The 25965-nt window shown below is 61.5% G+C and carries 24 protein-coding genes and 1 riboswitch; of the genes, 9 read left to right on the forward strand and 15 right to left on the reverse strand.

The genetic code is table 11. The annotated features are described in order from the left end of the window. Window positions 1-18 precede the first annotated feature (18 nt). A riboswitch (ZMP/ZTP riboswitch) is annotated at window positions 19-189 on the forward strand. Window positions 190-242: 53 nt separating this feature from the next. Together glyA and nrdR are read left to right on the forward strand one after the other, a co-directional pair. Further along, a complete protein-coding gene (gene glyA, locus B472_RS01470) occupies window positions 243-1487 on the forward strand; it encodes a serine hydroxymethyltransferase (protein WP_019428053.1) in 1245 nt (414 codons plus the stop codon). A 12-nt stretch (window positions 1488-1499) separates the two neighbouring features. After that, window positions 1500-1949, forward strand: coding sequence for a transcriptional regulator NrdR (nrdR, locus tag B472_RS01475; protein ID WP_019428054.1), 450 nt, complete (start codon window positions 1500-1502; stop codon window positions 1947-1949). 14 nt (window positions 1950-1963) lie between these two features. On the opposite strand, the gene B472_RS01480 is transcribed toward nrdR, so the two are convergent. After that, window positions 1964-2527 (reverse strand): GspH/FimT family pseudopilin, encoded by a 564-nt coding sequence (locus B472_RS01480; protein WP_081504990.1) that lies wholly within the window; start codon window positions 2525-2527, stop codon window positions 1964-1966. A gap of 104 nt (window positions 2528-2631) precedes the next feature. Between B472_RS01480 and B472_RS01485 the strand changes: the two genes are divergently transcribed. From B472_RS01485 to B472_RS01510, 6 genes are all read left to right on the forward strand, one after another. Continuing rightward, window positions 2632-3120 carry a type IV pilin protein gene (locus B472_RS01485; RefSeq protein ID WP_019428056.1) on the forward strand — a complete coding sequence of 163 codons (489 nt, stop codon included), beginning with the start codon at window positions 2632-2634 and terminating at the stop codon, window positions 3118-3120. 4 nt (window positions 3121-3124) lie between these two features. Next, window positions 3125-3748, forward strand: coding sequence for a PilW family protein (locus B472_RS01490; protein WP_238147355.1), 624 nt, complete (start codon window positions 3125-3127; stop codon window positions 3746-3748). An 8-nt stretch (window positions 3749-3756) separates the two neighbouring features. After that, complete coding sequence (locus tag B472_RS01495) at window positions 3757-4968, forward strand: hypothetical protein (RefSeq protein ID WP_116798551.1); 1212 nt, start codon at window positions 3757-3759, stop codon at window positions 4966-4968. Beyond that, window positions 4965-5405: a hypothetical protein gene (locus B472_RS01500; RefSeq protein WP_019428059.1), complete on the forward strand. Its 441-nt coding sequence runs from the start codon at window positions 4965-4967 to the stop codon at window positions 5403-5405. Before B472_RS01495 ends, B472_RS01500 begins: the two co-directional genes overlap by 4 nt. 54 nt (window positions 5406-5459) lie before the next feature. Beyond that, entirely contained in the window at window positions 5460-6620 is a 1161-nt protein-coding gene (gene ribD / locus B472_RS01505) for a bifunctional diaminohydroxyphosphoribosylaminopyrimidine deaminase/5-amino-6-(5-phosphoribosylamino)uracil reductase RibD (RefSeq protein ID WP_019428060.1), read from the forward strand. A 72-nt stretch (window positions 6621-6692) separates the two neighbouring features. Continuing rightward, the gene (locus B472_RS01510) at window positions 6693-8228 is read left to right on the forward strand and encodes a class I adenylate-forming enzyme family protein (RefSeq protein WP_019428061.1); all 1536 of its coding nucleotides are present in this window, start codon (window positions 6693-6695) and stop codon (window positions 8226-8228) included. 2 nt (window positions 8229-8230) lie between these two features. Here B472_RS01510 and rpiA read toward each other — a convergent pair whose 3' ends face one another. Continuing rightward, the gene (rpiA, locus tag B472_RS01515) at window positions 8231-8902 is read right to left on the reverse strand and encodes a ribose-5-phosphate isomerase RpiA (RefSeq protein ID WP_019428062.1); all 672 of its coding nucleotides are present in this window, start codon (window positions 8900-8902) and stop codon (window positions 8231-8233) included. 105 nt (window positions 8903-9007) lie between these two features. On the opposite strand from rpiA, the gene B472_RS01520 reads away from it, so the two are divergent. After that, window positions 9008-10051, forward strand: coding sequence for a quinone-dependent dihydroorotate dehydrogenase (locus tag B472_RS01520; RefSeq protein WP_019428063.1), 1044 nt, complete (start codon window positions 9008-9010; stop codon window positions 10049-10051). 25 nt (window positions 10052-10076) lie between these two features. Here the strand turns inward: B472_RS01520 and B472_RS01525 are convergent, their stop codons facing one another. The 13 genes from B472_RS01525 to B472_RS01585 all read right to left on the reverse strand — a co-directional run bounded on the left by B472_RS01525 (window position 10077) and on the right by B472_RS01585 (window position 25930). After that, window positions 10077-10370 (reverse strand): BrnA antitoxin family protein, encoded by a 294-nt coding sequence (locus B472_RS01525; protein WP_019428064.1) that lies wholly within the window; start codon window positions 10368-10370, stop codon window positions 10077-10079. Further along, the gene (locus B472_RS01530) at window positions 10360-10659 is read right to left on the reverse strand and encodes a BrnT family toxin (RefSeq protein WP_019428065.1); all 300 of its coding nucleotides are present in this window, start codon (window positions 10657-10659) and stop codon (window positions 10360-10362) included. Before B472_RS01530 ends, B472_RS01525 begins: the two co-directional genes overlap by 11 nt. 70 nt (window positions 10660-10729) lie before the next feature. Beyond that, entirely contained in the window at window positions 10730-11548 is an 819-nt protein-coding gene (locus B472_RS01535; RefSeq protein ID WP_040506076.1) for an acyl-CoA thioesterase II, read from the reverse strand. A gap of 205 nt (window positions 11549-11753) precedes the next feature. After that, the gene (gene parC, locus B472_RS01540; RefSeq protein ID WP_019428067.1) at window positions 11754-14117 is read right to left on the reverse strand and encodes a DNA topoisomerase IV subunit A; all 2364 of its coding nucleotides are present in this window, start codon (window positions 14115-14117) and stop codon (window positions 11754-11756) included. 87 nt (window positions 14118-14204) lie between these two features. Then, on the reverse strand, window positions 14205-16196 hold the full coding sequence (locus tag B472_RS01545) for a DNA topoisomerase IV subunit B (RefSeq protein ID WP_019428068.1): 1992 nt from the start codon (window positions 16194-16196) through the stop codon (window positions 14205-14207). Window positions 16197-16265: 69 nt separating this feature from the next. Beyond that, window positions 16266-17447 (reverse strand): MFS transporter, encoded by a 1182-nt coding sequence (locus tag B472_RS01550; RefSeq protein ID WP_019428069.1) that lies wholly within the window; start codon window positions 17445-17447, stop codon window positions 16266-16268. 31 nt (window positions 17448-17478) lie between these two features. Beyond that, window positions 17479-18834, reverse strand: coding sequence for a DNA recombination protein RmuC (locus B472_RS01555; RefSeq protein ID WP_019428070.1), 1356 nt, complete (start codon window positions 18832-18834; stop codon window positions 17479-17481). After that, the gene (locus B472_RS01560; protein ID WP_026039757.1) at window positions 18831-19817 is read right to left on the reverse strand and encodes a D-glycerate dehydrogenase; all 987 of its coding nucleotides are present in this window, start codon (window positions 19815-19817) and stop codon (window positions 18831-18833) included. The genes B472_RS01555 and B472_RS01560 overlap by 4 nt, the downstream gene beginning before the upstream one ends. Next, window positions 19817-21184, reverse strand: coding sequence for a sodium:proton antiporter (locus tag B472_RS01565; protein WP_238147366.1), 1368 nt, complete (start codon window positions 21182-21184; stop codon window positions 19817-19819). Before B472_RS01565 ends, B472_RS01560 begins: the two co-directional genes overlap by 1 nt. Window positions 21185-21294: 110 nt before the next feature. Beyond that, window positions 21295-22479 (reverse strand): nicotinate phosphoribosyltransferase, encoded by a 1185-nt coding sequence (pncB, locus tag B472_RS01570; protein WP_019428073.1) that lies wholly within the window; start codon window positions 22477-22479, stop codon window positions 21295-21297. A gap of 82 nt (window positions 22480-22561) precedes the next feature. Beyond that, entirely contained in the window at window positions 22562-23218 is a 657-nt protein-coding gene (locus tag B472_RS01575; protein ID WP_040506077.1) for an ABC transporter ATP-binding protein, read from the reverse strand. Further along, the gene (locus tag B472_RS01580) at window positions 23205-24062 is read right to left on the reverse strand and encodes an ABC transporter ATP-binding protein (RefSeq protein ID WP_019428075.1); all 858 of its coding nucleotides are present in this window, start codon (window positions 24060-24062) and stop codon (window positions 23205-23207) included. Before B472_RS01580 ends, B472_RS01575 begins: the two co-directional genes overlap by 14 nt. Next, window positions 24059-25930, reverse strand: coding sequence for an ABC transporter permease (locus tag B472_RS01585; protein ID WP_019428076.1), 1872 nt, complete (start codon window positions 25928-25930; stop codon window positions 24059-24061). The genes B472_RS01580 and B472_RS01585 overlap by 4 nt, the downstream gene beginning before the upstream one ends. Window positions 25931-25965: the final 35 nt, after the last annotated feature.

The raw sequence follows: 25965 nt of genomic DNA on the forward strand, positions 1-25965 counted from the left end.
TCCTGACTGGGCTACACTCTGAAAGTGCGCGACTGGCGATAGGAGCCTGTTTTGGATTCAAAACAGACCACTCTGACGTGGAGCGTGGCGGCCACTTTGGGCCCGCCCAGAACCACTGGGAAGCGCACAGCCTGCCTGGATTGCATCTTGCCCCGGCACGGTTTTAAGCCGTTCGCCTGGGCAGCCCTTGTCGGTCATTGTCACAACTGACCCTCCAAGGTTCCATCATTTGAAGGACTGCCATGTACAACCGCAACACACTGATTGAACAAACCGATCCCGAGCTGTTCGCTGCCATCCAGGCCGAAAACGCCCGACAAGAGCACCACATTGAGCTGATTGCCAGCGAGAACTACGCCTCCCCAGCGGTCATGGCGGCCCAAGGGAGCCAGTTGACCAACAAGTACGCCGAAGGCTACCCCGGCAAGCGTTATTACGGTGGCTGTGAATACGTCGACGTGGCCGAACAATTGGCCATCGACCGCATCAAACAAATTTACGGGGCTGAAGCCGCCAACGTGCAGCCGCATTGCGGCGCATCGGCCAACGAGGCTGTGTTCTTGGCGTTCTTGAAGCCGGGCGACACCATTTTGGGCATGAGCCTGGCCGAAGGCGGTCACCTGACCCACGGCATGCCGCTGAACATGTCTGGCAAATGGTTCAACGCCATTTCCTACGGCTTGGACGCCCATGAAGCCATCGACTATGAAGCCATGGAAGCCAAGGCCCGCGAGCACAAGCCCAAGCTCATCATCGCCGGTGCCTCGGCCTATTCACTCCACATTGACTTTGAGCGGTTTGCCAAGATTGCCAAAGAGGTGGGCGCCATCTTTTTGGTGGACATGGCCCATTACTCGGGTTTGATCGCTGCAGGCGTCTACCCCAACCCGGTACCGCACGCTGATGTGGTGACGTCGACCACCCACAAGAGCTTGCGCGGCCCCCGCGGCGGCATCATTTTGATGAAAGCCGAGCACGAAAAAGCCATCAACAGCGCGATCTTCCCCGGCCTTCAAGGCGGTCCACTGATGCACGTCATCGCAGCCAAAGCCGTCGCCTTCAAAGAAGCCATGACGCCTGAGTTCAAGGCCTACCAAGCCCAGGTCATCAAAAACGCACAGATCATGGCCGAGACTTTGACGCAGCGGGGCCTGCGCATCGTCAGCGGTGGTACCCAGAGCCACGTCATGCTGGTGGACCTCCGGGCCAAAGGCATCACCGGCAAGGTGGCAGAAGTCGCTTTGGGCAACGCCCACATGACGATCAACAAAAACGCCATTCCGAACGACCCCGAAAAACCGTTCGTCACCAGCGGCGTGCGCATCGGCACCCCGGCCCTCACGACCCGTGGCTTCAAGGACGAAGAGGCCCGCGCCACCGCCCACCTGATTGCTGACGTGCTGGACAACCCGCTGGACGAAGCCAATCTGGCCGCTGTGCGCGCCAAAGTGCACGCGCTGACCAGCCGCTTTCCGGTCTACGGCTGAGCGAGGCGCACCATGAAATGCCCTTTCTGCGGCCACCTCGAAACCCAGGTGGTGGAGACGCGGTTGGCCGAAGACGGGGACTTCATTCGGCGACGGCGCCAATGTGGCGCCTGTGAAAAGCGCTTCACGACCTACGAAAAGCCGGAGGTCAGCTTTCCGGCCATCGTCAAAAAAGACGGTCGTCGCATCGATTACCAGCGCGATAAATTGTTGGCCAGCCTGCGTTTGGCCTTGCGCAAGCGCCCGGTGAGCATCGAACAGGTGGACGGTGCGATTGAGCGCATCGAAGAAAAGCTCCTCAATTTAGGCATCCGTGAGGTGGCCTCGCACCGCATCGGCGAGCTTGTGATGCGGGAGTTGAAAAAGCTCGACAAAGTGGCCTATGTGCGCTTTGCCAGCGTGTACCGCAACTTCGAGGACATCGACGCCTTCAAGACGCTGGTCGATGAGGTGCAGCGCTGAACCTCACTCGGCACTCAAGCACAAAGCTGCACGGTATAGGCCTCGATCCGAGGCCGGCCCAGCGCATTGACCACCACTTGCCAGCCCGCACTTGAATCCGGCCTGCAAAAGCGCCAAGTCCCGGCCATGAACGCACCGCTGGCACTGGCACTGCGACCTTCCGCGTTGTAAGAAAAATAGGTTTTCACCGTGTTGCTCACTCCCACCTGCATGCCAACAGGCACCCCAGGTCTGGCCTCAATCAGCACTTCACCCCAATCCCTCTTGCCGTTGTGGTTGGTATCGGCAAACACCAACCAGCCTTGGTGCCAGCGACCCAGCGAGTCGCATTGGGCTTCTAAGCCCTGAGCGCAAACGCTCACCCCTTGCTGTCTTCGCAAAGCCTCCGAACGGGCCAAGACCAAGCTGTTCAAAAAAGCCTCGCCTTGGCCTTGCAACTGCTGACGCGCCCGAAGCCCCGACATGGCAGGTGCTGCCAAGCCCACCAAAATGCCCAGCAAAGCCATCGCCACCAAGGCCTCCAGCAAGGTAAAGCCATGCTGCTGGGTTTTGCCTCGGGGCGGAGTTGGGACAAGCATCGGTAGCGGCATCTTGAGGCAGCAGGTTTGGGGGGTGTGGCTTGAAACTGTACAAGATGAATACAAAAAGCCACAATTAAATCCCACCATGAGGAGGCCACCCCATGCAGCGGTTCAACGCCAAGCCCAAAAAATTGGGCTTTGTCCCCCAAGCACCTCGCTTTCAAACGGCCAAAAGCCGAGGCTGGACCTTGACCGAAATGCTGGTTTGTTTGGCGCTGCTGGGCATACTGGCCGCGTTGGCCCTCCCCGCTTACCAAGAGCAACAGCGTCTGGCTCGCCGCAGCGACGGTCAAGCGGCTTTGTTGCAGTTGCAAACCGACCAAGCACGTTGGCGGAGCATGCATGACACTCATGCCGAAAGCCTGGCGGCAATGGGTTGGTCCAGCGACCTCTCCCCTCTGGGACATTACCGGATTCGCCTGGTCGAGAGCACGGCGGACACCTACACCGCCCAGGCCGTTGCCGTGGGCGCCCAAGCCGCAGACCAAGCCTGCACACCCTTGCAGTTGCGCTGGCAAGGCAGTGCCCATGTGGTGTTGGGTGCAGGCGCATCGCCTGACAGCGATGTGGCGCGCTGCTGGCGACGTTAGCGCCATGGCCAAAACCATTCAAAAAGGGGAAACCTTGATGGGCCTGATGGTGGGCTTGTCGGTGGGCTTGGTCGTACTGGCCGGAGGCAGCAGCCTGCTGGCCCACCATTTGCGGGGGCACCGAATGGCCTGGCAAGACAGCCATCTGAACCATGAATTGCGCGTCGCCGCAGACTGGATGGGCCGCGAACTGCGCAAGACCCAATACTCGGCCAACGCATGGGCGACCCGCTCCCCCACACTTTGCGATGACACTTTTTGCGACGGTTTCGAAGACTTCAGCATCGAAGGCGACTGGATCGATTTCAGCCACGACCGCAACCACAACGGCGAACAAGACAACGACGAATGCATGGGTTTTCGCCTGTCTGGCACCACATTGCACGCCAAAAGATCTTGCAGCGCCAGCGGCGATTGGCAGGCCATCACCCACAGCCAAACCGTGCACATCACCGACTTGGCCTGGCAAATGCAATGCGAGGCGCACCAAGGCTGGCTGCGCCGCAGCGTCCAGATGACCCTCAAAGCCCAATGGCCCAGCGATGCGTCTCGGCACTTCACCTTGTCCAAGACGGTGCACTTGCGCAACGACATACCGGGCAGCCAACAAGCGCTGTTTTGCCCATGAACGTGCCCATGACCGCTCGCCCCTCGTGTTCCAGACAAAAAGGCGCTGTCACTCTGATGGTGGCCGTTGGCTTGGTGATGTTGGCCAGTCTGACCAGTTTGTACAGCGCCCGCACCGTGCTGTTCGACCAACTCGCCAGCCAAAACCACGCCCGCGCCGCGCAAGCGCGCTTGGCCGCAGGCATGGCTCTGGCCCTCGCTCAAAGCACTGCCGCGAGCACGCCTTTGACCGACTGGTTGGCGGTTCAAGCGGCCTGCCCCTCAGGCGTGTCGGGTTTGGGCTGGCAATGCAGCGACATGGGCACCGCGCAGCACCCAGACATGCCAAGAGTACAAGGACGGGTCACCGCCGTGCGCGATTTGCTGATGTCGCCCCATGTCATCACCCTGCATGCCAGCGCCAGCCACAGCGGGCAAGGCAGCCAAGCCCACATGCGTGAGAGCCTGTTTGTGCCGGCCGTGGCACCTGCCCCCAGCTTGGCCAGCCCAGCGGCTGTAGTCACCCAAGGCTGCATCAGTGAAGCGTTGGGGGCCCAGCTGCGGATCTGCCCCCTGATTAGCCGAGGTGAAAGCTGCAGCGGTACAGCCCAAGCCCCGGTGGTTCAAACCCATTTTGTGGCGGACACCAATGGCAATGGCCTCATCTCCACGGCCGAAAGAAACACCTGCTTGGCTCTGAGCACGGTCAGCATGCCCGGCGGGGGCACCCGCACCGGCCCCAGTACGGCCGGGACGCGCAGCCCTTGCCAGCGAAAAGCTTGGGCCAGCGTGTTGGGTTCGATTGAAGACGGGCAATTGAAAGCTTGGTCCCAGGCTCAGGAGCGCAACGGCCTGACCGCGCAGACCTCCCCTCCTCGATCTATTTATTGGATCGACAGCCCAGCGGATTGGCACACCAGTGTGGGCACCCCAGAGATTCCGGCTTTGTTGGTGTTTTCTGCCCTGGCCTGCGCCCAGCGGTGTCCACGCATCGGTGCAGGGGTGCGCATCATGGGAAGCGTGTTGCTGGACTCGGGCTGCAACGACGAAAAAATGCGCGGCTGGGAAGGCGGCCGCATAGAAGGCCAACTGGTGGTCGAATCTGGCATGCCCGAGTGGCGCTCGGGCACGGTTGTGGCCACCCCACAAGGCCGAGACGCCTATATCTTGAATTGGCCTGAAGGCATCGATGCCCGCCGAATTCAACGCATCAACGGCAGTTGGAGCGAGGGTTCGCCATGAAACCCTCATGGAAGGCCAGCCGGCCCGCACACCAAGAGGGCATGGCTTTGGTCGAGGCACTCATCGCCTCCGCCGTCTTGGCCATCGGTTTGCTGGGTGCCGCCCAACTCGCGCTCAAATCACAGCAAACGGCCACCGAAAGCCGGCAAAACGCCGTGGGCCAGATGCTCGCGCTCGAGGCCATGGATTGTCTGCAGGCTCAGGCCCATACCCCAACTGCCGCGTGTCCGGCGCAACAGAGCATCGTGGTGCAGGGCACCCGCTATACCCGGCAAGCACAGACTTCGCCACAAGGACAGTCCACCGACCTGCTGGTGCAGGTGTCTTGGCCCAACAGACGCGTGGGTGGCGCCTCAAGCGATCATTCGGACCCACAGATCAGCTGGCGCAGCAGCGTGAGCACCTTGCCCTCTTGGGTTGGCGTATCCTCGCCCTGACGACAACCCGCTGATGACACTGCGCTGAAGCGTTTTTCCTGATTTTCGAGCCCCATGACCGTGCCCCCAACCCAAAGTCCCATCCAACCCACCCCGCCCATGCAGCAGGCGCTGGCTTTGGCCGCCCAAGCCTTGTGGCTGACTTCTCCGAACCCGCGCGTGGGCTGTGTCATCACCGCCCCTGATGGGGCCGTGCTGGGCCAAGGCCACACCCAGCGTGCAGGCGGGCCGCATGCCGAAATCATGGCCCTGCGGGACGCCGAAAAACACGGCCACTCTGTTTCAGGCGCCACCGCTTGGGTCACGCTGGAACCCTGCGCCCATCAAGGACGCACCGGGCCCTGTTGCGACGCCTTGGCCGCCGCCGGCATCGCCCGCGTGGTCGTGGCCATGCGTGACCCCAACCCACTTGTGGCAGGTCAGGGCATGGCTCAATTGGCTGCAGCTGGGGTACAGACCGAACTGCTCGATGCGCACAGCGAAGCCGCTCAGCAAGCCCGTGAGTTGAACATCGGTTTTTTCAGCCGGATGGAACGGCAATCGCCCTGGGTGCGCATGAAAGTGGCCACCTCGCTGGACGGCCAAACCGCTTTGCAAAATGGCCAAAGCCAATGGATCACTGGCCCTGAGGCCCGTGCCGATGGCCACGCTTGGCGTGCGCGCGCCTGTGCGGTGCTCACCGGCATCGGCACGGTGCTCGAAGACGATCCCCAGTTGAACGTGCGCGGATTCGAAGTGCCGCGCCAACCCCACCTGGTGGTGGTCGACAGCAAGCTGGACATGCCCCTGAACGCCAAGCTGCTGGACACCCAAGGCTCGGGCGACCAGGCCCGCCAAATCTGGATTTACACCGCCATCGACCCGAACAACCCCCTGCAAGCCCAAAAATGCGCAGCCCTGACTGCACGGGGAGCCACTGTCCTCGACCTGCCCAGCCCCAACGGCAAGGTCGATCTCGCCGCGATGCTGCGCGACTTGGCTCGGCGAGAGATCAACGAACTGCATGTCGAAGCGGGCCACAAACTCAACGGGTCATTCATCCGAGAAGGACTGGTGGACGAATACCTGCTCTACATCGCTCCGCAGTTGCTCGGCCCCGGCCAGGGCATGGCCAAGCTTCCAACGCTGACAGCGCTCACCGACTCGGTGAAACTGGCGTTCCACACCGTTGACCGCATCGGTCCCGATCTGCGCTTGTTGCTGCGCAAAGCCTGAAAGACCTGGGCGAGACACCTTGCAAGTGGCCCTTCCAACCACAATGCCCCCTCTTTTTTGTCGGAGTCCGAATTGAACCTCGCCCATCTGCTGCAACGCCAAGCCCGCATGGCCCCCGAGCAGCCCGCTATTTTTCTGGGCACGCACAAGGTGGCGACGCACGGGCAATGGGCCAAGCGCTGCCAGCACTTGGCGGCACAGTTCCAAGCCGCCGGTCTGCAACCCGGGGACAGGGTGGCCCTGTTCATGCGCAACCATGTGCGCTACCTGGAAGTGATGTTTGCAGCTTGGTGGGCCGGCTTGGCGGTGGTGCCCATCAACGCCAAACTGCACCTGCGCGAGGCGCAATGGATCATCGACAACGCACAGGCCCGCTGGGCTTTTGTGACGGCCGACATCACCAGCGAGACCGGTGACAGCTTGCAAAGCCTGGAGCAAGTGATCGATGTGGACAGTGCCCAAGCCGATGCGCTGTGGCACGGCGCTGAAGGCGCAGCAGACACGCCCATACACGAACGGGCTTCGGATGATCTGGCCTGGTTGTTTTACACCAGTGGCACCACGGGCCGGCCTAAGGGCGTGATGATCACCCATCGAAACCTGATGACCATGGGACTGGCCTATTTTTCGGATGTCGATGGCTTGGCCCCGCGCGACACGATTGCTTATGCTGCGCCCATGTCACACGGCGCGGGCATTTATGCCATTCCCCACCTCATGGCGGGGGCCCGGCACATGGTGCCGCCATCGGGCGGGTTCGATCCGGCCGAGCTGTTTGCGCTGGGCCAGCAGATCGGGCCACTGTCCATGTTTGCGGCGCCCACCATCGTCAAACGCTTGGTGGACCACGCTGAGGCCGCAGGCCTGACGACCAATACTTGCGGGCAATCGTTCAAGACCGTGGTGTACGGCGGCGCCCCGATGTATGCCGCCGACATCCAGCGTGCGCTGCGCGTCATGGGCCCGCGCTTTGTGCAGATTTACGGCCAAGGGGAAAGCCCCATGGTGGGCACCGCCTTGTCACGTCAACACCTGCAGGACACCGCCCACCCGCGCTACGCAGAACGCTTGGCTTCTGTGGGTGTGGCGCAAACGCCGGTGCGCATCCGGGTGACCGACGCGCAAGGGCAAGACTTGCCCCTGGGCGAAGTGGGCGAGGTGCTGATCCAAGGCGACAGCGTCATGGCTGGCTACTGGCGCAACCCCGAGGCCACGGCCCATGCCATTCAGAACGGCTGGCTGTTCACGGGCGACATGGGCTGCCTGGACGCCGACGGCTTTTTGACCCTGAAAGACCGCAGCAAAGACCTGATCATCAGCGGCGGTTCCAACATCTACCCGCGCGAAATCGAAGAAGTGCTGCTGCACGCCCCCGGCGTGGCCGAAGTGGCCGTGGTGGGCGCGCCCGATCCCGAATGGGGTGAGGTGGTGGTGGCTTTTGTGGTGCCTCAAGCAGGACACACGCTTGACACGCACGCGCTGGACGCCTTGTGCCTGCAAGAGATCGCCCGTTTTAAACGGCCCAAGCGCTACGAGGTGGTGAGCAGCTTGCCCAAGAACAATTACGGGAAGGTCCTCAAGACCGTGCTGCGTCAACAACTGGGCTGATTTTAAAAGTCCAGTGTCTTGACCCCTGAGGCCGTACCCAGCAAACAGACCTGCGCTTTTTGCAAAGCAAAGACCCCCACTGTGACCACGCCAGGCCACTGGCTCACGGTGTTTTCAAAGCCCACCGGATCGGTGATTTTGAGGCCCTGCACATCCACGATGTGTTGGCCGTTGTCGGTCACCAAGGGCTGGCCCTCTTTTTGGCGCACAGCGGCCTTGGCGCCCATGGCCGCAAACTGACGGATCACGCGGGCTGTGGCCATGGGGATGACTTCCACGGGCAAAGGAAAGGCGCCCAAGGTGTCCACCAGCTTGCTCTCGTCGGCGATGCAAACAAAGCGCTGGCTCTGCGCAGCCACGATTTTTTCTCGGGTCAGCGCCGCGCCACCGCCTTTGACCATGTGGCCTTGGTGATCAATTTCGTCTGCACCGTCGATGTAAACGGACAGACTCTCGACTTCGTTGCTGTCATACACCGGAATACCGAGCGCTTTGAGGCGGATGGTGGAGGCTTCGGAACTGGACACTGCGCCCTTGATCTGGTCTTTCATGCTGGCCAGCGCATCGATGAATTTGTTCACCGTAGAGCCTGTGCCCACGCCCACAATCTCGCCGGGCACCACGTATTTCAGGGCGGCATGGCCCACCAGGGCTTTGAGTTCGTCTTGGGTCATGAAAGCAGCTCGGTTCAGGGATAAAAAGAAACAGGCTGGGGTTTGCGACAATCAAGGCCATTCAGCCCAACGCCGCAGCACCCTGCGCAAGACCGGAATTATCCAATGTCCCTGATCCCTTATGCCCTCGCCCGCTCCTTTTTGTTCAAGATGGACCCGGAAGAGGCACACGACCTGACCATCGAGGGCTTGGCCCGCACCCAAAACACCCCCCTCGACCGCGTTTACCGCCAACCCTTTGTGGCCCAACCCATCACCTTGGCGGGTCTGCAGTTTCCCAACCGGGTGGGCTTGGCCGCAGGCCTGGACAAAAACGCCCGCTGCATTGACGGCCTGGGCGCCATGGGTTTTGGCTTTGTCGAAGTCGGCACCGTCACCCCCAAGGCCCAGCCAGGTAACCCCCAACCCCGCATGTTCCGCTTGCCTGATGCGCAAGCCTTGATCAACCGACTGGGCTTCAACAACGACGGACTCGAGGCCTTTGTGGCCAACGTCAAGCGCTCCAAATTTCGCCAACAGGGGCGCCTTTTGGGCCTGAACATCGGCAAGAACGCTGCAACCCCGATTGAAAACGCCACCGACGATTACCTCATTGCGCTGGCCGGTGTGTACCCGCATGCCGATTACGTGACCGTGAACATCTCCAGCCCCAACACCAAAAACCTGCGCGCCCTGCAAAGCGATGAGGCATTGGACGGCCTGCTGGGCGCCTTGGTGGCGCGGCGCGAAGAACTGGCATCCGAACACGGCCGCCGCGTACCCATGTTCTTGAAAATCGCCCCGGATCTGGACGAGACCCAAGTGGGCGTGATTGCCGCTACGCTGCAAAAGCACGGCATGGACGGCGTGATCGCCACCAACACCACCCTCGCACGTGACGCCGTGAGCGGCCTGCCCCATGCCGAAGAAATGGGCGGCCTGTCAGGTTCGCCTGTTTTGGACAGCAGCAACCGCGTGATCCGCGGGCTGCGCACCGCCTTGGGCAAAGACTTCCCCATCATCGGCGTGGGCGGCATCCTGAGCGGACACGACGCGATTTCAAAAATAGAAGCCGGAGCCGACGTGGTGCAGATTTACACCGGCCTCATCTACAAAGGCCCGGCGCTGGTGACAGAAGTGGCGAGTGCGCTGCAGCAGATGAAGCGCTGAAGCCTAGAGCACCCTTCGCGCGTTGTCACGACTGCGCAGGGGGGTGCTCCGCCAAATAGCGCCTCAATGCTTGGTTGATGCGCGTTTGCCAACCCTGCCCTTGCGCGCGAAAAGCCTCCAGGATGTCCTTGTCCAAGCGAATGGCCACCTGCTCCTTGACACCACTGCCTGCTGGCCTGCCCCGTTTGCGGACCAGCGCCAGTCCGTGCGCCAACTCCTCTGGCGTAGCCGGGCGCTCGTCCTCATCCTGGCCATCCCACACATAGGGGGCCTCGCGCTCTTTGACCTTCAAAGCCGTGATCACGTCTTTACGGCTCATCGCATTCGTTTTCGATCCAGACAAGGTACGCCTCTCTTTCTTCACGGCTGGCACGGCGGAAACTGATGATTCGACAAGACCCATCACGTGCCACATGGATCACCGTCAGTACAGCCAGAAACCCCATCGCATAGGACATGGACAATGTTCGAGGTTCTGCGTGGCGAACCACCGGGATGTCGAGCCGGTAACGGGAATCCAGAACAGCCCCTGCCGAGGCAAAGTCCAGCCCATGCTTGCGCAGGTTGATTTGCCTCTTGGCTTCGTCCCAACTCAGCTTGGCATCCATTGAATTAATGTAGATGCGTTTAATAAAAACGTCAAGGCTTTTGAAGCCTGCGGTGTACTGACCCTCGCGATCAATCCTTGAAATACACCAGCTGGTGCGTGCTCGCCAGCAGCTGCCCTTCGGGGCTCCACAGCTCGCCGGTCTGGTCAAAGTAACCGTGGCGGTAGTTGAGTGCCTTGGCCACGCCCAGCACATGGCGCGTACCGATTTGCGCCAGCAAGGCGCTGTCGGCGTGGAAATAGGTGGTGAGGGACACCGTGCCGATCATCGCGCGGCGGCGGCGGCGGATGTAGATGCGCGGAAAAAAACTGTCGCTCAAGGCGGCCAAAGAGGCAAAGTCCAGCGCACGCGGCGGCTCGTCGCGCAACCACAGGGTCGAGCGCGAGTGCGCTTGCTCTTGCTCATCAAAGGCTGCGGGGAATGCGCCTTCGACAAAGCGCATGTCGTAGCGCTGCGGCCAAGGCGGCATGCCTTTGACCAGCATGCGCGGCACGGCGTCTGGGGCGGGCACATTGGCGGGCATCACAGCTTCAACATTCGACCAAGTCTCGCGCCGCACCGCAAACACGGCGGTGGCGGTGGCCACGACGCCCTCCGTGTCATGGACCGTTTGATGGGCTTCGATGATCCAGTGCTGGGTCGATCGGTTGGTGCGCACGGGCCGCGCCACAAAGCGAATCTCGCCATCGGCCACCGGGGCCGCAAAGTTGACCGTCAGGGCCAGGGGCTCGCCCAGACGCTCAGGATGCAACAGAGCGGCCTGCAACAACTGCGCCGCCGTGGTGCCCCCAAACGGCCCCACCATGTTGGCGTAGGCCGGGTGGGTTGCGCCCATGAATTCGTGGCGTGAGGTGGAGCGCAGGGCGATGGCTTCGTCAAGAGGGTGCATTCGGTCGCTGGATGGAAAGTGGGTGTCCCCGATCATAAAAGCACCACCCGCACCCGACTGTCCCGCATGAACAGCCCCACAATCCCCAAAGACCGTGCCCAAAGCTGTGGACAAGTGCAGGGACAAGCCGGCTAAGCCCCACCCCACAAGGGCTGGCAGGGTGTGCTCAAAAAAGCATCAATACGGCTTGATGACTGCGCCCTGATCACGCCACCCGCGTCACCCGGTTCGGCTTGAAGCCCAAGTCCGCCACTTTGCCTTTTTTGGCACGGGCGGTTTTGGCGTTGTTCAGGCTGCGGATTTCCAGCGTTTCTTCGCGCGCTTTGCCGCCCCGGCCAATGCCTTCGATCTTCACGCTGCGCGTGTAGGCCGCCGCACCTGCCAGGGTGTCCTTGACTTCCAGGTCGATGAGCATCAGGCCCCGGCCGCCTTTTTCCATGGTCTTGAGTTCGCTGATCTCAAAGGTCAGCACGCGGCCGCCCGTGCTGGCGCAGCAGACGCTGGTGGCTGCCGGCATGGCTGGCTGGTCGGCAGGCACGGTGGCGCTGGAGCCGCTCACGTGGCTAGGAGCGCAGACGGTTTCGCCCTCGCCCAGGCTGATGAAGGCCTTGCCTGCTTTGTTGCGAGAAATCATGTTCTCGACCGAAGCCATGAAGCCGTAGCCGCCTGAGCCGCTCAGCAGCAGCGTGGCGTGGGCCGGGCCTGCAAAGTAGTGGGCAATTTGCGTGGTGGCTTCCAGCTCAATCAGCGTGGTCACCGGTTGGCCGTCACCGCGTGCGCCAGGCAGTGTGGCCACGGGCACGCTGTAGATGCGCCCGTTGCTGCCAAACATCAGCAGCGTGTCCACCGTGCGGCAATCGAAGGTGCCATACAGGCCGTCGCCCGCCTTGAAGGCAAAACTCGTGGCATCGTGGCCGTGGCCCGTGCGCGCACGGACCCAGCCTTTTTCGGACACAACCACCGTCACGGGCTCGTCCACCACCTTGACTTCGGCGATGGCTTTTTTCTCTTCCTGGATCAGCGTGCGGCGCGGGTCGGCGAAGGTCTTGGCATCCTGTTCGATCTCTTTGACCATCAGGCGGCGCAGCGCAGCGGGGCTGCCCAAAATTTCTTCCAACTTGCCTTGTTCACCGCGCAGCTCACTCAGCTCTTGCTCGATCTTGATGGCCTCCAGGCGGGCCAGTTGACGCAGGCGGATTTCGAGGATGTCTTCGGCTTGGCGGTCGCTCAAGCGGAAGGCCTCGATCAGCGCGGGCTTGGGCTCGTCGCTGTGGCGGATGATGCGGATCACCTCGTCGATGTTCAGCAGCACCAGCTGGCGGCCTTCCAGAATGTGGATGCGGTCCAGCACTTTGTTCAAGCGGTGCTGGCTGCGGCGGGTGATGGTGGTCTGGCGGAAGCTGATCCACTCCACCAGCATCTGGCGCAGCGACTTCTGGATCGGCTTGCCATCGATGCCCACGGACGTCATGTTGATCGGCGCAGACGTTTCCAGGCTGGTGTGGGCCAGCAAGGCGGTGATGAGTTCTTGCTGTTCGATGCGGCTGGTTTTGGGCTCGAACACCAAGCGCACGGCGGCGTCTTTGCTCGATTCGTCACGCACCACATCGAGCACGGCCAACAGGCTGGCCTTGAGTTGCATTTGGTCGGTGCTGAGCGCTTTTTTGCCGGCCTTGACTTTGGGGTTGGTGAGTTCTTCAATCTCTTCGAGCACGCGCTGAGAGCTGACGCCTTGCGGCAGTTCGGTCACCACCAACTGCCATTGGCTGCGGGCGAGTTCTTCGATCTTCCAGCGGGCACGGACCTTCAGGCTGCCGCGCCCCGTGCGGTAGGCGTCGGCAATGTCGCTGGCCGGGCTGATGATCTGGCCGCCACCGGGGTAGTCGGGGCCAGGAATGATGGCCATCAACTCGCTGTCGCTGAGCTTGTCGTTCTTGATCAGCGCCACGCAGGCGTCGGCCACTTCGCGCAGGTTGTGGCTGGGGATTTCGGTGGCCAGGCCCACGGCAATGCCGCTGGCACCGTTGAGCAAGCTGAAGGGCAAGCGGGCGGGCAGCTGGCGCGGTTCTTCGGTGGAACCGTCGTAGTTGGGGATGAAGTCCACCGTGCCCATGTCGATCTCATCCAGCAGCAAGCTGGTGATGCGCGACAAACGCGCTTCGGTGTAGCGCATGGCGGCCGCACCGTCGCCGTCGCGCGAGCCAAAGTTACCCTGGCCGTCGATCAAGGGGTAACGCTGAGAAAAGTCTTGCGCCATGCGCACCAGTGCATCGTAGGCGGCGGTGTCCCCGTGCGGGTGGTAGCGGCCCAGCACATCGCCCACCACGCGGGCGCTTTTGACCGGCTTGGCGGCGGTGTTGTTGTTCGGGCCGCTGTAGGACAGACCCATGCGGTCCATCGAATACAAAATGCGGCGCTGCACCGGCTTTTGGCCGTCGCACACATCGGGCAAGGCGCGGCCTTTGACGACGGACAGCGCGTATTCCAGGTAAGCACGCTGGGCGTAGGCGCCCAGGTGGTCGCCTTCGGGTGCGGCGGTGGGTTCGGGGGTCAACAGGTCAATGGTCATCAGGTTCTTTCAGGGTAGGCGCCTGCCTGCGGGCGTTGGATTTGCTCAGACATTTCGCCCACGGGGTGGGCTCCTACAGGGAATTCGTCACACGTCGATGTCGATGCTGTCGCCGTGCAGTTCCATCAGTTCTCGGCGGGCGGCCGCTTCGCCTTTGCCCATGAGCTGGGTCATCAGGTTTTCAGTGCCCGCGTTGTCCAAAGGGCCCAGCTCGATCGGCAGCAAGCGGCGCGTGTCGGGGTTGAGGGTGGTGTCCCACAGCTGCTCAGCGCTCATCTCGCCCAAGCCCTTGAAGCGGCTGATGCTCCAGCCGCCTTCTTTCACACCGTCTTTGCGCAGCTTGTCGATGATGGCGGTGAGCTCACCTTCGTCCAGGGCATAGGCTTTGGATGCGGGCTTTTTGCCGCGTGCAGGCGCATCGACGCGGAACAACGGAGGCCTTGCCACATACAAATGGCCAGCTTCGATGAGCTTGGGAAAGTGGCGGAAGAACAAGGTGAGCAGCAGCACCTGGATGTGCGAGCCGTCCACGTCCGCGTCCGACAAGATGCACACCTTGCCGTAGCGCAGGTTGCTCAAGTCAGGGGCGTCGTTGGGGCCATGCGGGTCCACCCCGATGGCCACAGAGATGTCGTGGATCTCGTTGTTGGCAAACAGGCGGTCGCGGTCCACCTCCCAGGTGTTGAGCACCTTGCCGCGCAGGGGCAAGATGGCCTGGCACTCTTTGTTGCGGCCCATTTTGGCGCTGCCGCCCGCCGAGTCGCCCTCGACCAAAAACACCTCGTTGTGCAGGATGTCTTTGCTCTCGCAGTCGGTCAGTTTGCCAGGCAACACGGCCACGCCGGAGCTCTTGCGTTTTTCGACTTTTTGGCCTGCCTTCTGGCGGGTTTGCGCGGCCTTGATGGCCAGTTCGGCCAGTTTTTTGCCGTAATCCACATGCTCGTTCAGCCACAGCTCCAGCGCCGGACGCACATAGCTGGAGACCAGCCGGACTGCGTCACGCGAATTCAGACGCTCTTTGATCTGGCCCTGAAACTGCGGGTCCAGCACTTTGGCGCTCAGCACAAAGCTGGCGCGGGCGAACACGTCTTCGGGCATGAGCTTGACGCCCTTGGGCAGCAGACCATGCAGCTCGATGAAACTTTTGACCGCGGTGAACAGGCCATCGCGCAAACCGCTGTCGTGCGTGCCACCTGCGCTGGTGGGGATCAGGTTGACATAGCTCTCGCGCACCGGCGCGCCGTCCTCGGTGAAGGCCACCGCCCATGAGGCGCCTTCGCCTTCGGCAAAACTGTCGTGGTTGGCGTCGGCAAAGCCCTCGCCTTCAAACAGCGGGATCACCGGATCGCCGTTCAAAGTCTGCGTGAGGTAGTCGCGCAGGCCTGCTTTGTATTGCCACTGCTGGGTTTCCTTGGTTTTTTCATGGACCAAGGTCACCGTCACGCCCGGCATCAGCACGGCTTTGCTGCGCAGCAAGTGCGTCAGCTCATTCATGGGCAGTGCGCTGGACTCGAAATATTTGGCGTCAGGCCAGGCGCGCACGGTGGTGCCTTGTTTGCGATCCCCCTCGCCTGTGGCGCGTTGGACCAAAGGCTCGGTCACGTCGCCGCCCGAAAACACCAAGGTGGCCACTTGGCCTTCGCGGTAGCTGGTGGCTTCCAGCCGTTTGGACAACGCGTTGGTCACCGAAACGCCTACGCCATGCAGGCCGCCCGAGAAGCTGTAGGCCCCACCCTTGCCCTTGTCGAACTTGCCGCCCGCGTGCAGCCTGGTAAAAACCAGCTCAATCACCGGGGCGTTTTCTTCGGGGTGCAGACCAAAGGGAATGCCTCGGCCATCGTCTTCGATGCTGACCGAGCCATCGATGTGCAGGATGACCTTGATCTTTTTGCCGTGCCCCGCCAGCGCCTCGTCGGCGGCGTTGTCCAGCACCTCTTGGATGATGTGCAGGGGGTTGTCGGTGCGGGTGTACATGCCCGGGCGTTGCTTGACGGGCTCCAGGCCCTTCAAGACGCGGATCGAGCCCTCAGAGTAATCGCTGGATCCGCTGGGCGTTTTGACAGTTGTTTGGGTGACCATGGGGGCGAATTGTAGAGGGATTTCAGGCGAACCACTGGATGCAAACACAGTCCCTTGCATCTGATCGCGTCAAGGGCTCTTGCCGTGAGCGCTGGCGGGCCGAAGCCGCCAGCCCCATTGAGAACCCCAGCCCACCACCGCACCCACCACCCAGAAAACAGGCCCAACCCCTGCTACGGCACCCGCAGCACCAAAAAGCATGGGCATGAGGACGCTGGACGCGTTGATGCTCATCAGCCTCAGCGCCAGCGCCTCGCCGTGGCGGTGCGGCGGGGTGATCTGGTGCAAGGTGCTCATGATCATGGGCTGCGCTGTGCCCAAGACCAAGCCCAGCAAGATCGAACACAGGCCCATGGCCCAAGCCGTGGGCATGAAGGGGTAAAGCCCAAACAAAACTGCCGTGCATGCCATCGAGCCCGTGATGATCTGGTACTCCTTCACATGGCGCGAGATGAAAGGCAGGCACACGCGAATGAATGTGGCCGCAACGGCAAAAGCACCCAAAATGGTGCCCACCACGGAAGCGCTGTAACCACGCTCATGGCCCAGCACCGGAACGACAAAAGTGTGCACATCCCAACACGAGGACAACACCCAATTGACCCCCAGCAAACGGCGCATCATGGGCTCGGCCAGCAAATCCATGGCCCGGCGAGGCTGCACCTCACCGGGCGCTTTGGGGGCATGCAACTCGGGCACCGACCGCACCCAGAACCAAGTGCTCAAGGGCAACATGGCCAACAACAAAAAGGCCCACTGAAAGCCTGCAATGTGGGCGGGTTGCGGTCCGGCAAAGTCGATCAACAAACCCGCCATGACGGGGCCCAAAAAGTTGGAAATGGCCGGGCCGATCGACAGCCAACTGAAAGCCACACGCAGCTCAGCGGGGTTTTGGGCCATGCGGCCCACATGGCGCTGCAGGGCGATCACCGCCATGCCTGTAGCGCCGCCCGTGGCCAAAGCGCTCAGGCACAAGACCGGAAAAATGGGCCAAATGGCCGACAAACTGGCCCCCACAGACGAGATGGCCACGCTGATCATCAAGGGTTTTTTGAGGCCTGTGCGGTCAATGTATCGGCCTGCGGGCAAGGCCAAAAAAACCTGAGTCAGGGCAAACAAAGCCAACAAGGCGCCCACGGCCAAAGGGCTGTAGCCTTGCTTCAACGCGAGCAATGGCGTGGCCATGCGCATGCCCGCCATGCAGGCGTGCAAGAAAATTTGGCCCGCGATCAGTTGGGGGAGTGTCTTCATGTCAGGTGCCCCCCGGTTTCCAAAGGGCGAATCAGTGCTCGCTGCCGGGCAACAAAGCCTGGGCCTCGGGTTCTGGCAAGGCATCGACCTGGCGCAAAGCCCGGTGCATGACATTGCTGCGGGTTTGGGCCTGGTCCAGCGTGTTGAGCACGGTTTGCGTCTGGTTGCGCACCTTGTCCAGCACATCGCCAAACTTGCCAAACTCGGTCTTGACGGCGCCGAGCACCTGCCAGACTTCGCTAGAACGCTTTTCGAGTGCGAGGGTTCTGAACCCCATTTGCAGGGCGTTGAGCATGGCCATCAGGTTGGTCGGGCCCGCCAAGGTCACACGGTGCTCGCGTTGGAGGGTCTCCATCAGGCCTGGCCGGCGCAGCACTTCGGCGTAAAGGCCTTCGGTGGGCAAAAACATGACCGCAAAGTCGGTGGTGTGGGGCGGCTCCAAATACTTTTCGGCGATCGACTTGGCTTCAAGCTTGATGCGGCTCTCAAGTGCCTTGGCGCACAACTCGGCCTGCACCGGGTCGGCGCGGCCTTGAGCCTCGAGCAAGCGTTCGTAGTCCTCATTCGGAAACTTGGCATCGATCGGCAACCAAACCGGCTCGCCGTGGTCTGAACGACCTGGCAAGCGGATGGCAAAGTCCACCCGATTTTTGTCACCCGGGCGTGTGGCCACTTGCACCGCGTATTGCTCGGGCGTGAGCACTTGTTCCAGCAAAGACGCCAATTGCGCCTCGCCAAACATGCCCCGTGTTTTGACGTTGGTCAGCAGGTGCTTGAGATCGCCCACCCCTTGGGCCAAGGTGTTCATTTCGCCCAAGCCCTTGTGCACTTGCTCCAAGCGATCGGCCACTTGTTTGAAGCTCTCGCCCAAACGGGCTTGCAGCGTGGCCTGCAGTTTTTCGTCCACGGTCTGGCGCATTTCATCCAACTTGGCAGCATTGCTTTGCTGAAGCTGCGACAGCTGGGTTTCCATGGTGCCGCGCATCTCGGTCAAACGCCGGGCATTGGCCTCTGACAAAGCATTGACCTGCTGGGCCAGGCTGTCGGTCAGGCTTTTTTGCAGCAAGGCCAACTGCTGGGCCAGCGCGTCGATTTGTTGATTTTGCGTTCGGGTGGTTTCAGCGCCTTGCTGCAGCAAGGATTGCTGGAACAAGCTGAGGTTTTGCATCGCTTCTTGACGGCCTTGCACACCGGATTGGCTGATCTCGGTGCGCAGCGCGCGCTCAAGGCGGTCGGTCTGTGCCTGCAAGGCTGCAAACTGCTGTTGTTGCCACGCTGTTTGCTCGGCTGTGGTTTTGTCATGGGAGGCCGAACGCCCTCTCATGAGCAAACCGAGCACCAGCAACAGGTTCAGCCCACCCAAGGCCAGCAAGACCCCTTCAATCATGCAGCAGCGCCAGGCAACTTGTTCAAGGGGGTCAGGGCTTGGCCACGGGTCAGGTAAGCCACCAAGTTGTCGGCCGCCAACTGGGCCATGGCCATTCGGGTTTTGACCGTGCTGCTGGCAATGTGGGGGGTGAGCACCACGTTGGGCACCTTCAGCAAATCGGGGTGTACCGAGGGCTCGCCCTCGAACACATCGATGCCCGCAGCGGCAATTTGGCGCGCGGCCAAGGCTTGGGCCAAGGCTGCATCGTCCACAATGCCGCCGCGTGCAATGTTGACCAGTGTGGCCGTGGGTTTCATCTGCGCCAACTCGGCCGCACCCATCGTGTGGTGCGACTCGGCGCTGTAGGGCACGACCAACATCACGTGGTCAGCCGTTTTCAGCAATTCTTGCTTGGAGACATACGTGGCTTTGCACTCGGCTTCCAGCTCAGCGCTCAGGCGGCTGCGGTTGTGATAAATCACCGTCATGCCAAAGCCATGCGCCGCACGGCGGGCAATGCCCTGGCCGATGCGGCCCATGCCGATGATGCCGATGGTCGAGCCATGCACCTCGGCTCCGGCAAACATGTCATAGCTCCACTTTTTCCACAAACCGGCACGCAAATAGTGCTCGCTCTCGGTCACACGGCGGGCCGTGGCCATGAGCAAGGCAAAACCAAAGTCGGCCGTGGTTTCGGTCAAAACATCAGGGGTGTTGCTGGCCAACACCCCAGCGGCGGTCATGGCGGGTACGTCAAAGTTGTTGTAGCCCACAGCCATGTTGGCGACGATGCGCAACTGGGGGTTGGCCTGCAGCAGCGCCGCGTCGATGCGTTCGCTGCCGGTGGTCAAAGCGCCCACTTTGCCTTGCATGCGGCGCGTGAGCTCAGCAGGCGTCCAGACTTCATCGGCCTGGTTGCTCTCCACATCAAACACCTGCGCCAGGGATTGCAGGACCTCGGGGAAGATGGCACGGGCCACCAAAATGGAAGGTTTGGACATCATTTGAACCAGATAAAACTCATCACCACAAACAGGGGCACCAAAATGCCACCCGACCACAACATGTAGCCAAAGAAGCTGGGCATTTTGACCCCACGGTCTTCGGCGATGGCTTTGACCATCAAATTGGGCGCATTGCCAATGTAAGTGTTGGCGCCCATGAACACGGCACCGGCAGAGATGGCCGCCAAAGTCGGCGCCAAGGTGGTCATCAAAACCTGCGGGTCACCGCCGGCGGTGTTGAAGAACACCAGATAAGTGGGCGCGTTGTCCAGGAACGAGCTCAGGGCGCCGGTGATCCAGAAGTACATCAACACATCCGGGCTGCCATCGGGCTGGGTCACGGCCTGCACCACCGCACCAAATGGCCCGTTGACACCCGCTTTGAGCATGGCGATCACCGGGATGATGGTGAGAAAAATGCCTGCAAACAGCTTGGCCACTTCGGCCATGGGCGCCCAACCGAACTGGTTGTCGGCATGCACTTTGGCAGGGGTGAGTTTGAGTGAAACCAGCGCAACCGCCACCAAGCCGATGTCACGCAAAATGCCAGGCAAGCCGACCTCGGTGCCATAAATGTTGAACGAAACCGGCGACTTCCAAAAGCCGCTCATCAGCACCAAAGCCACCACAGCGCCCAGCAAGACAAAGTTGATGCCGCCGTCAAAGCCAATGGCCTTGGAATCAGGTGTGGGGTCTTTCGGCAACAACTCTTCACGGCGGTGGTAGTACCAAGAGTCGATCAGGTAAAAGATGGCCAACAGGCTGCCCACCATAAAAAGGGTTTCGGGCAACAGTGTTTTGACGGTCCAGAAAAAGTCCACCCCTTTGAGGAAGCCCAAGAACAAAGGCGGGTCGCCCAAGGGCGTCAGTGCGCCGCCCGCGTTGGACACGATGAAGATGAAGAAAACCACCACGTGGGCCACATGCTTGCGGTTGTCGTTGGCACGGATCAAGGGTCGGATCAACAACATGGACGCCCCCGTGGTGCCCATGAAACTGGCCAAAAACGCACCGATGGCCAAGATGGCGGTGTTCAAACCCGGACTGCCGTGCAAGTTACCGCGGATGAAAATGCCACCCGATACCGTGAACAAAGCGGTCAGCAAAATGATGAAGGGGATGTATTCGGCAAACAGCGCGTGCACCATGTTGACGCCCGCTGCAGCCGGCCCAAACACCAGTGCAAAAGGCAGCAAAAAGGCCAAACCCCAAGCTGCCGCCACCTTGCCGTAGTGGTGGTGCCAAAAATGTGGGGCCAGCAAAGGCATCAGGGCAATGGACAACAAAATGCCGGCAAAAGGCACACCCCAAATGGCGGACAACTGCGCCCCGTCAAAATCAGCGGCAAAAGCCCCGCTGGACATCGCCAGCAACACCGGCAAAACCAGCCAAACGGACCGTCTTGTACCCAATAGCGTCATCAGTGCAACTCCTGTAAAAAGGTGGCGTATGTTAACGGGCGCATGAATCCTTTTCAGACTGCTGTAGAAATTTCAAACACTTGGCTCAGATAGGCCAAATATTTTTCGTCTTCGCACATGCCTTTGCCGGGAGAATCTGACAATTTGGCCACCGGCTGTCCATTGCACCGGGTCATCTTGATGACGATTTGCAGCGCCTCATAACCCAGGTCATTGGTCAGATTGGTGCCCACGCCAAAAGCCAACTGGCAACGGCCCCGGAATTGCTCAAACAACTCGATGGTGCGAGGCACCGTCAGGCTGTCACTGAAAATCAGTGTCTTGGTTTTGGGGTCCACGCGGTTGTTTTGGTAATGCGCAATCATGCGCTCACCCCAAGAGAAAGGGTCGCCGCTGTCGTGCCGTGCGCCGTCAAACAACTTGCAAAAATACAGGTCAAAGTCGCGCAAAAAAGCATTGAAGCCATACACATCGCTCAGTGCAATGCCCAAATCCCCTCGGTATTCTTTGGCCCAAGACTCGAACGCAAACACTTGGCTGTCGCGCAAACGGGGGCCCAGCGCCTGCGCGGCCTGCAGGTACTCGTGGGCCATGGTGCCCAAAGGCGTGAGGCCCAACAAGTAAGCGTAATAAACGTTGCTGGTGCCCGCAAACTGGCCCTCAGGGCCGGTGCCCAAGCGGGCCGACAAGACACGCAAGACTTCTTCATGCCAAGCCCTTGAAAAGCGCCTGCGCGTGCCGTAGTCGGCAATCTTCAGGGTTTCAAGGCCTGTCGCCTGCAACTGGGCGATTTTGGTGTCCAGTCGGCGGCGTCCCTCCATCAGGTCGGGCACCTTTTGGGTGTTGCGAAAGAACACCTCGTTGACGATGGCCAGCACCGGAATTTCAAACAAGATGGTGTGCAACCACGGACCGCGGATGGTGATGTCGATCTCACCTGTGGGCAGTGGCAAGACCTCGATGCATTTTTCGTTGAGCTTGAACAGGCCCAAAAAATCCACAAAGTCACTTTTGATGAAGCGCAGCGAACGCAAGTAGTGCAGCTCAGCCTCTTTGAAGCTCAGGCTGCACAGGGAGCGGATTTCACGGCGAATTTCTTCGGCAAAAGGCGCCAGGGGCACACCCGGGTTGCGGCACTTGAACTTGTATTCGACCTGCGCCCCCGGGAACTGGTGCAGCACGACCTGCATCATGGTGAACTTGTACAGGTCGGTGTCGAGCAGACTGGTGATGATCATGGTTTTTGTCTCTGGCAGCTGGGGCCGCTCGTTGTTGAGAGGCAGTGTAAGGGATGCCCACCCCACGCCACGCCAGCGCGCCTCATGCGGCCGAGTCGATGCGCCCACTTGTCAGCACCAGCACACGCTGCGCATGCCGGGCCAAGAGGTTGTTTTGCTCGGCCACCAGCATGGCCACGCCTTCGCGGGCCAATTGCAGCAGCGCGTCGCGCATGGCCGCCACCAACACCGGGGCAATGCCTTCGCAAGGTTCGTCCAGCAGCAGCAGGCGCGGGGCGGTCATGAGGGTGCGGGCCAGCGCCAGCATTTGCTGCTCGCCCCCGCTCATTTGGCTGGCAGGGCGGTGCAGCATGGTCTGCAGCTGGGGAAACAAGGCCATCACCCGATTAAAGCGCTGCGCGGGCGTCGCCTGCCCACTGGAGGCTGTGCCCAATGGCACAGCGATCCACAGGTTCTCCTTGACCGACAAGCCGGTGAACAAGCGCCGGTCCTCGGCCACAAAACCCAAGCCCGCACGGGCGCGACGGTGCGCGGGCCAGTCTGTGATGGGCAGACCTTGCCATTCGATGCGACCTTGCGCCCTGGGGCCAATGCCGATCAGGCTTTGCAGCAGTGTGGATTTGCCCGCGCCGTTCAGGCCCTGAATCACGACCAGCTCACCCTCACCCACCGACAAACTGACGTCGAACAAGGCCTGGGCTTGGCCGTACCAAGCGTTGAGTCCTTCAACCGCGAGCATCGAGCAGGCCTTTCGCATCGGCATTCACGTTGGCGTTCAGATCGAAATCCATCCCCAGGTAACGCTCGCGCACCTGCGGGTCTTGCGCCACCACTTCGGGCAGGCCGTCGGCCACCAAGCGGCCTTGCATCAGGACCAGCACCCGGTCGGCCACGCCAAACACCGCGTCCATGTTGTGCTCGGTGTAAAGCACCGTCACGCCTTGAGCGGCCACTTGCCGCACCAGGGCCATCATGTCGGCCCGCTCGGCCAAGGCCAGCCCAGCAGCGGGCTCGTCCAGCAGCAGCAATGAAGGGCCTCGATCCAAGGACAGATCGGCGCCGGCAGCGGCCCCCACAGCAGACACGGCTTGCGGCAAGCCCGCCAATGCCATGGCCAACTCCAAGCGCTTTTTGGCCCCATAGGGCAGATCGGCCACCGTGGCATGAGACTGGCTCTGCAGGCCCGCTTGCGTGGCCAACAGCATGGCGCGCTCAGCTTGGCGGCGGTCCAGCCGGTCCCACCAAGCCAAGGGGGCCGCACTGCGCAGCACCAGCTGGATGTTTTGCAACACCGTGAGGGCTTCGAAGGTTTGCGCCACCTGGAAGGTGCGGGCCACGCCCAGACCTAGGCGCTCGGCGGGCGGCTTGCCCAAAAGCGATTGGCCTTGCCACAGCACTTCGCCCGCCGTGGGCACGTGTTGGCCCGCCAAGCAGGCAAAACAGGTCGACTTGCCTGCGCCGTTCGGGCCTATCAGGGCCACGCACTGACCAACGGGCACTGCAAAGTCCACGCCATCGAGCGCCCGCACCCCGCCAAAGTGCTTGGCCAGGCCCTTGACCTGCAATGCCTGCTCGGCGCTCATGTGCGGCCACCCTTCTGAGGCAACCAGCGGACCTTGAGCATTTGCAAACCACCCAGCACACCACTGGGCGCCAGCACCATGACCCACATGATCACCAGGCCCAAAACACCGCGCCAATACTCCAGACCCCGACCCAGCTCTGCCCCGCCCCACACCAAGAGCGCACTGCCCACGGCCGAGCCCCAAAGCTGGTGCACACCGCCCAGCAAAATCACCAGCAAGGCATCCACCGACATGGCGACCGAAGCCACAGAGGGAAACACCGCACCTTTGAAGGCGGCCCAAAGCCCGCCAGCCAAACCCGCCAAGGTGGCGCTGCCCACAAACACCTGGTAGCGCAGCGCCTGCACCGGCAAACCACTGGCCGCCGCCCGCAGCGGCGCATCGCGCAAAGCTTGCAAAGCCGAGCCCCTGCTGGAGCGAACCACACGGGCCATGCCCACGATGGCCAACAGCATGAAGGCGCACAGCACCGCATCCGCCAAGGCACGCGATTCGGGCGCGATCAAGCGCACCCCAATCAAACCGTTGTCACCGCCCGTCAGGCCCACCCACTGCGTGGCTCCGGCCCAAATCATTTGTGCCAGCGCCAGCGACAGCATGGCCAAGTACACCCCGCTGCTGCGCACCACCAAAGCGCCAAACGCCAAAGCCACCGCCAGGGCCAGCGCCATGCCAGCGGCCAAAGCGGCCCACAAACCCACCCCCCCATGCAGGTGAGACAGCGCCGCGCCATAAGCGCCCAGCGCAAAAAACGCCGCATGGCCAAAACTGACCAAACCGCCCAAAGCCATCATCCACTGAAGGCTCAGGCCAAACAGCATCATCACCATCACGTCTTCGGCCAGGCTGCGGCCGTAGTCACCCTGCCCCCAGGCCAAGAGCGTCAAACCCACAAAGGCCAGGACAAAAACCGCCTGGCCCCAAGCCGCCACAGGCCAAAGCTCAAACACCGGCACGCTTTCGCGTTGCTCAGCATGCGCAGCCGAGCCGGCCAAGCCCTGGGGCCGCCAGACCAAAACCACCGCCATGGTCAGAAACACCAACACCAAGGTCGCTTGCGGGAAAAAACTCAGGCCCAAGGCGTGGATCACCCCGATCAAAACCGCCGCTGCAAACGCGCCGCCGATGCTGCCCAAGCCCCCGGTGACCACCACCACAAAGGTCTCGACCACCACGTTCACGTCCATTTGCAAATGCGCAGGCTCGCGCGGCAACTGCAGCGCCCCGGCCAGGCCCGCCAAACCGCAGCCCAGCATGACCACGCCCAACATCAGGGGCGCAGGATTCACACCCAGCGCGTCGAGCATTTCGCGGTCTTGCGTCGCGGCTTTCACGCGCTGGCCCCATAAAGTGCGCGTGAGCAAGAGGTGCAGGCCCAGCCAGACCAAAGGCCCAAGCACCAGGGTGAACAATTGCCAGGTCGGGAAATACGACTCGCCCAGCTGGATCGCACCCTTGAGTCCCGGAAAGCGCGGGGCAAAGACCTCTTCCGGCCCAAAGTACCAGCGCATGGCGTCGTGCAGCGCCAAGGTCAGCCCAAAGGTGGCGACCAGTTGGTAGAGCTGCGGCGCGTGGCGCATGCGCTTGAGCAACAGCACCTCGGTCACGGCCCCCAGCAAAGCGGCCACACAGGCGCCCATCAAAATCACCGCGCCATAGCCCCATGCGGTGCCCGCCATGTCGGGCCACCCATGGGTCACCGCGTGCGCCGACCACAAAGCCCCCAGCATGAAAAAACTGCCATGCGCAAAGTTGACGATCCGGGTCACGCCAAAAATCAGCGTCAAACCGGAAGCCATCAAGAACAAGGTGGTGGCGTGGCTCAGCCCGTTGAGCAGTTGCAGCGCCAGAGCTTCGAATCCCAATTCAGACCCTTGTCGTCAGAAAAGCGCGCTGGGGG

The organism is Limnohabitans sp. Rim28, assembly GCF_000293865.2.
In the GTDB taxonomy this organism is placed as follows: Bacteria; Pseudomonadota; Gammaproteobacteria; order Burkholderiales; family Burkholderiaceae_C; genus Limnohabitans_A.

Coding starts and splice junctions, on each gene's coding strand:
- glyA (WP_019428053.1), top strand. CDS start 243: ATGTACAACCGCAACACACTGATTGAACAAACCGATCCCGAGCTGTTC.
- nrdR (WP_019428054.1), top strand. CDS start 1,500: ATGAAATGCCCTTTCTGCGGCCACCTCGAAACCCAGGTGGTGGAGACG.
- B472_RS01480 (WP_081504990.1), bottom strand. CDS start 2,527: ATGCTTGTCCCAACTCCGCCCCGAGGCAAAACCCAGCAGCATGGCTTT.
- B472_RS01485 (WP_019428056.1), top strand. CDS start 2,632: ATGCAGCGGTTCAACGCCAAGCCCAAAAAATTGGGCTTTGTCCCCCAA.
- B472_RS01490 (WP_238147355.1), top strand. CDS start 3,125: ATGGCCAAAACCATTCAAAAAGGGGAAACCTTGATGGGCCTGATGGTG.
- B472_RS01495 (WP_116798551.1), top strand. CDS start 3,757: ATGACCGCTCGCCCCTCGTGTTCCAGACAAAAAGGCGCTGTCACTCTG.
- B472_RS01500 (WP_019428059.1), top strand. CDS start 4,965: ATGAAACCCTCATGGAAGGCCAGCCGGCCCGCACACCAAGAGGGCATG.
- ribD (WP_019428060.1), top strand. CDS start 5,460: ATGACCGTGCCCCCAACCCAAAGTCCCATCCAACCCACCCCGCCCATG.
- rpiA (WP_019428062.1), bottom strand. CDS start 8,902: ATGACCCAAGACGAACTCAAAGCCCTGGTGGGCCATGCCGCCCTGAAA.
- B472_RS01520 (WP_019428063.1), top strand. CDS start 9,008: ATGTCCCTGATCCCTTATGCCCTCGCCCGCTCCTTTTTGTTCAAGATG.
- B472_RS01525 (WP_019428064.1), bottom strand. CDS start 10,370: ATGAGCCGTAAAGACGTGATCACGGCTTTGAAGGTCAAAGAGCGCGAG.
- B472_RS01530 (WP_019428065.1), bottom strand. CDS start 10,659: ATGGATGCCAAGCTGAGTTGGGACGAAGCCAAGAGGCAAATCAACCTG.
- B472_RS01535 (WP_040506076.1), bottom strand. CDS start 11,548: ATGCACCCTCTTGACGAAGCCATCGCCCTGCGCTCCACCTCACGCCAC.
- parC (WP_019428067.1), bottom strand. CDS start 14,117: ATGACCATTGACCTGTTGACCCCCGAACCCACCGCCGCACCCGAAGGC.
- B472_RS01545 (WP_019428068.1), bottom strand. CDS start 16,196: ATGGTCACCCAAACAACTGTCAAAACGCCCAGCGGATCCAGCGATTAC.
- B472_RS01550 (WP_019428069.1), bottom strand. CDS start 17,447: ATGAAGACACTCCCCCAACTGATCGCGGGCCAAATTTTCTTGCACGCC.
- B472_RS01555 (WP_019428070.1), bottom strand. CDS start 18,834: ATGATTGAAGGGGTCTTGCTGGCCTTGGGTGGGCTGAACCTGTTGCTG.
- B472_RS01560 (WP_026039757.1), bottom strand. CDS start 19,817: ATGTCCAAACCTTCCATTTTGGTGGCCCGTGCCATCTTCCCCGAGGTC.
- B472_RS01565 (WP_238147366.1), bottom strand. CDS start 21,184: ATGTCCAGCGGGGCTTTTGCCGCTGATTTTGACGGGGCGCAGTTGTCC.
- pncB (WP_019428073.1), bottom strand. CDS start 22,479: ATGATCATCACCAGTCTGCTCGACACCGACCTGTACAAGTTCACCATG.
- B472_RS01575 (WP_040506077.1), bottom strand. CDS start 23,218: ATGCTCGCGGTTGAAGGACTCAACGCTTGGTACGGCCAAGCCCAGGCC.
- B472_RS01580 (WP_019428075.1), bottom strand. CDS start 24,062: ATGAGCGCCGAGCAGGCATTGCAGGTCAAGGGCCTGGCCAAGCACTTT.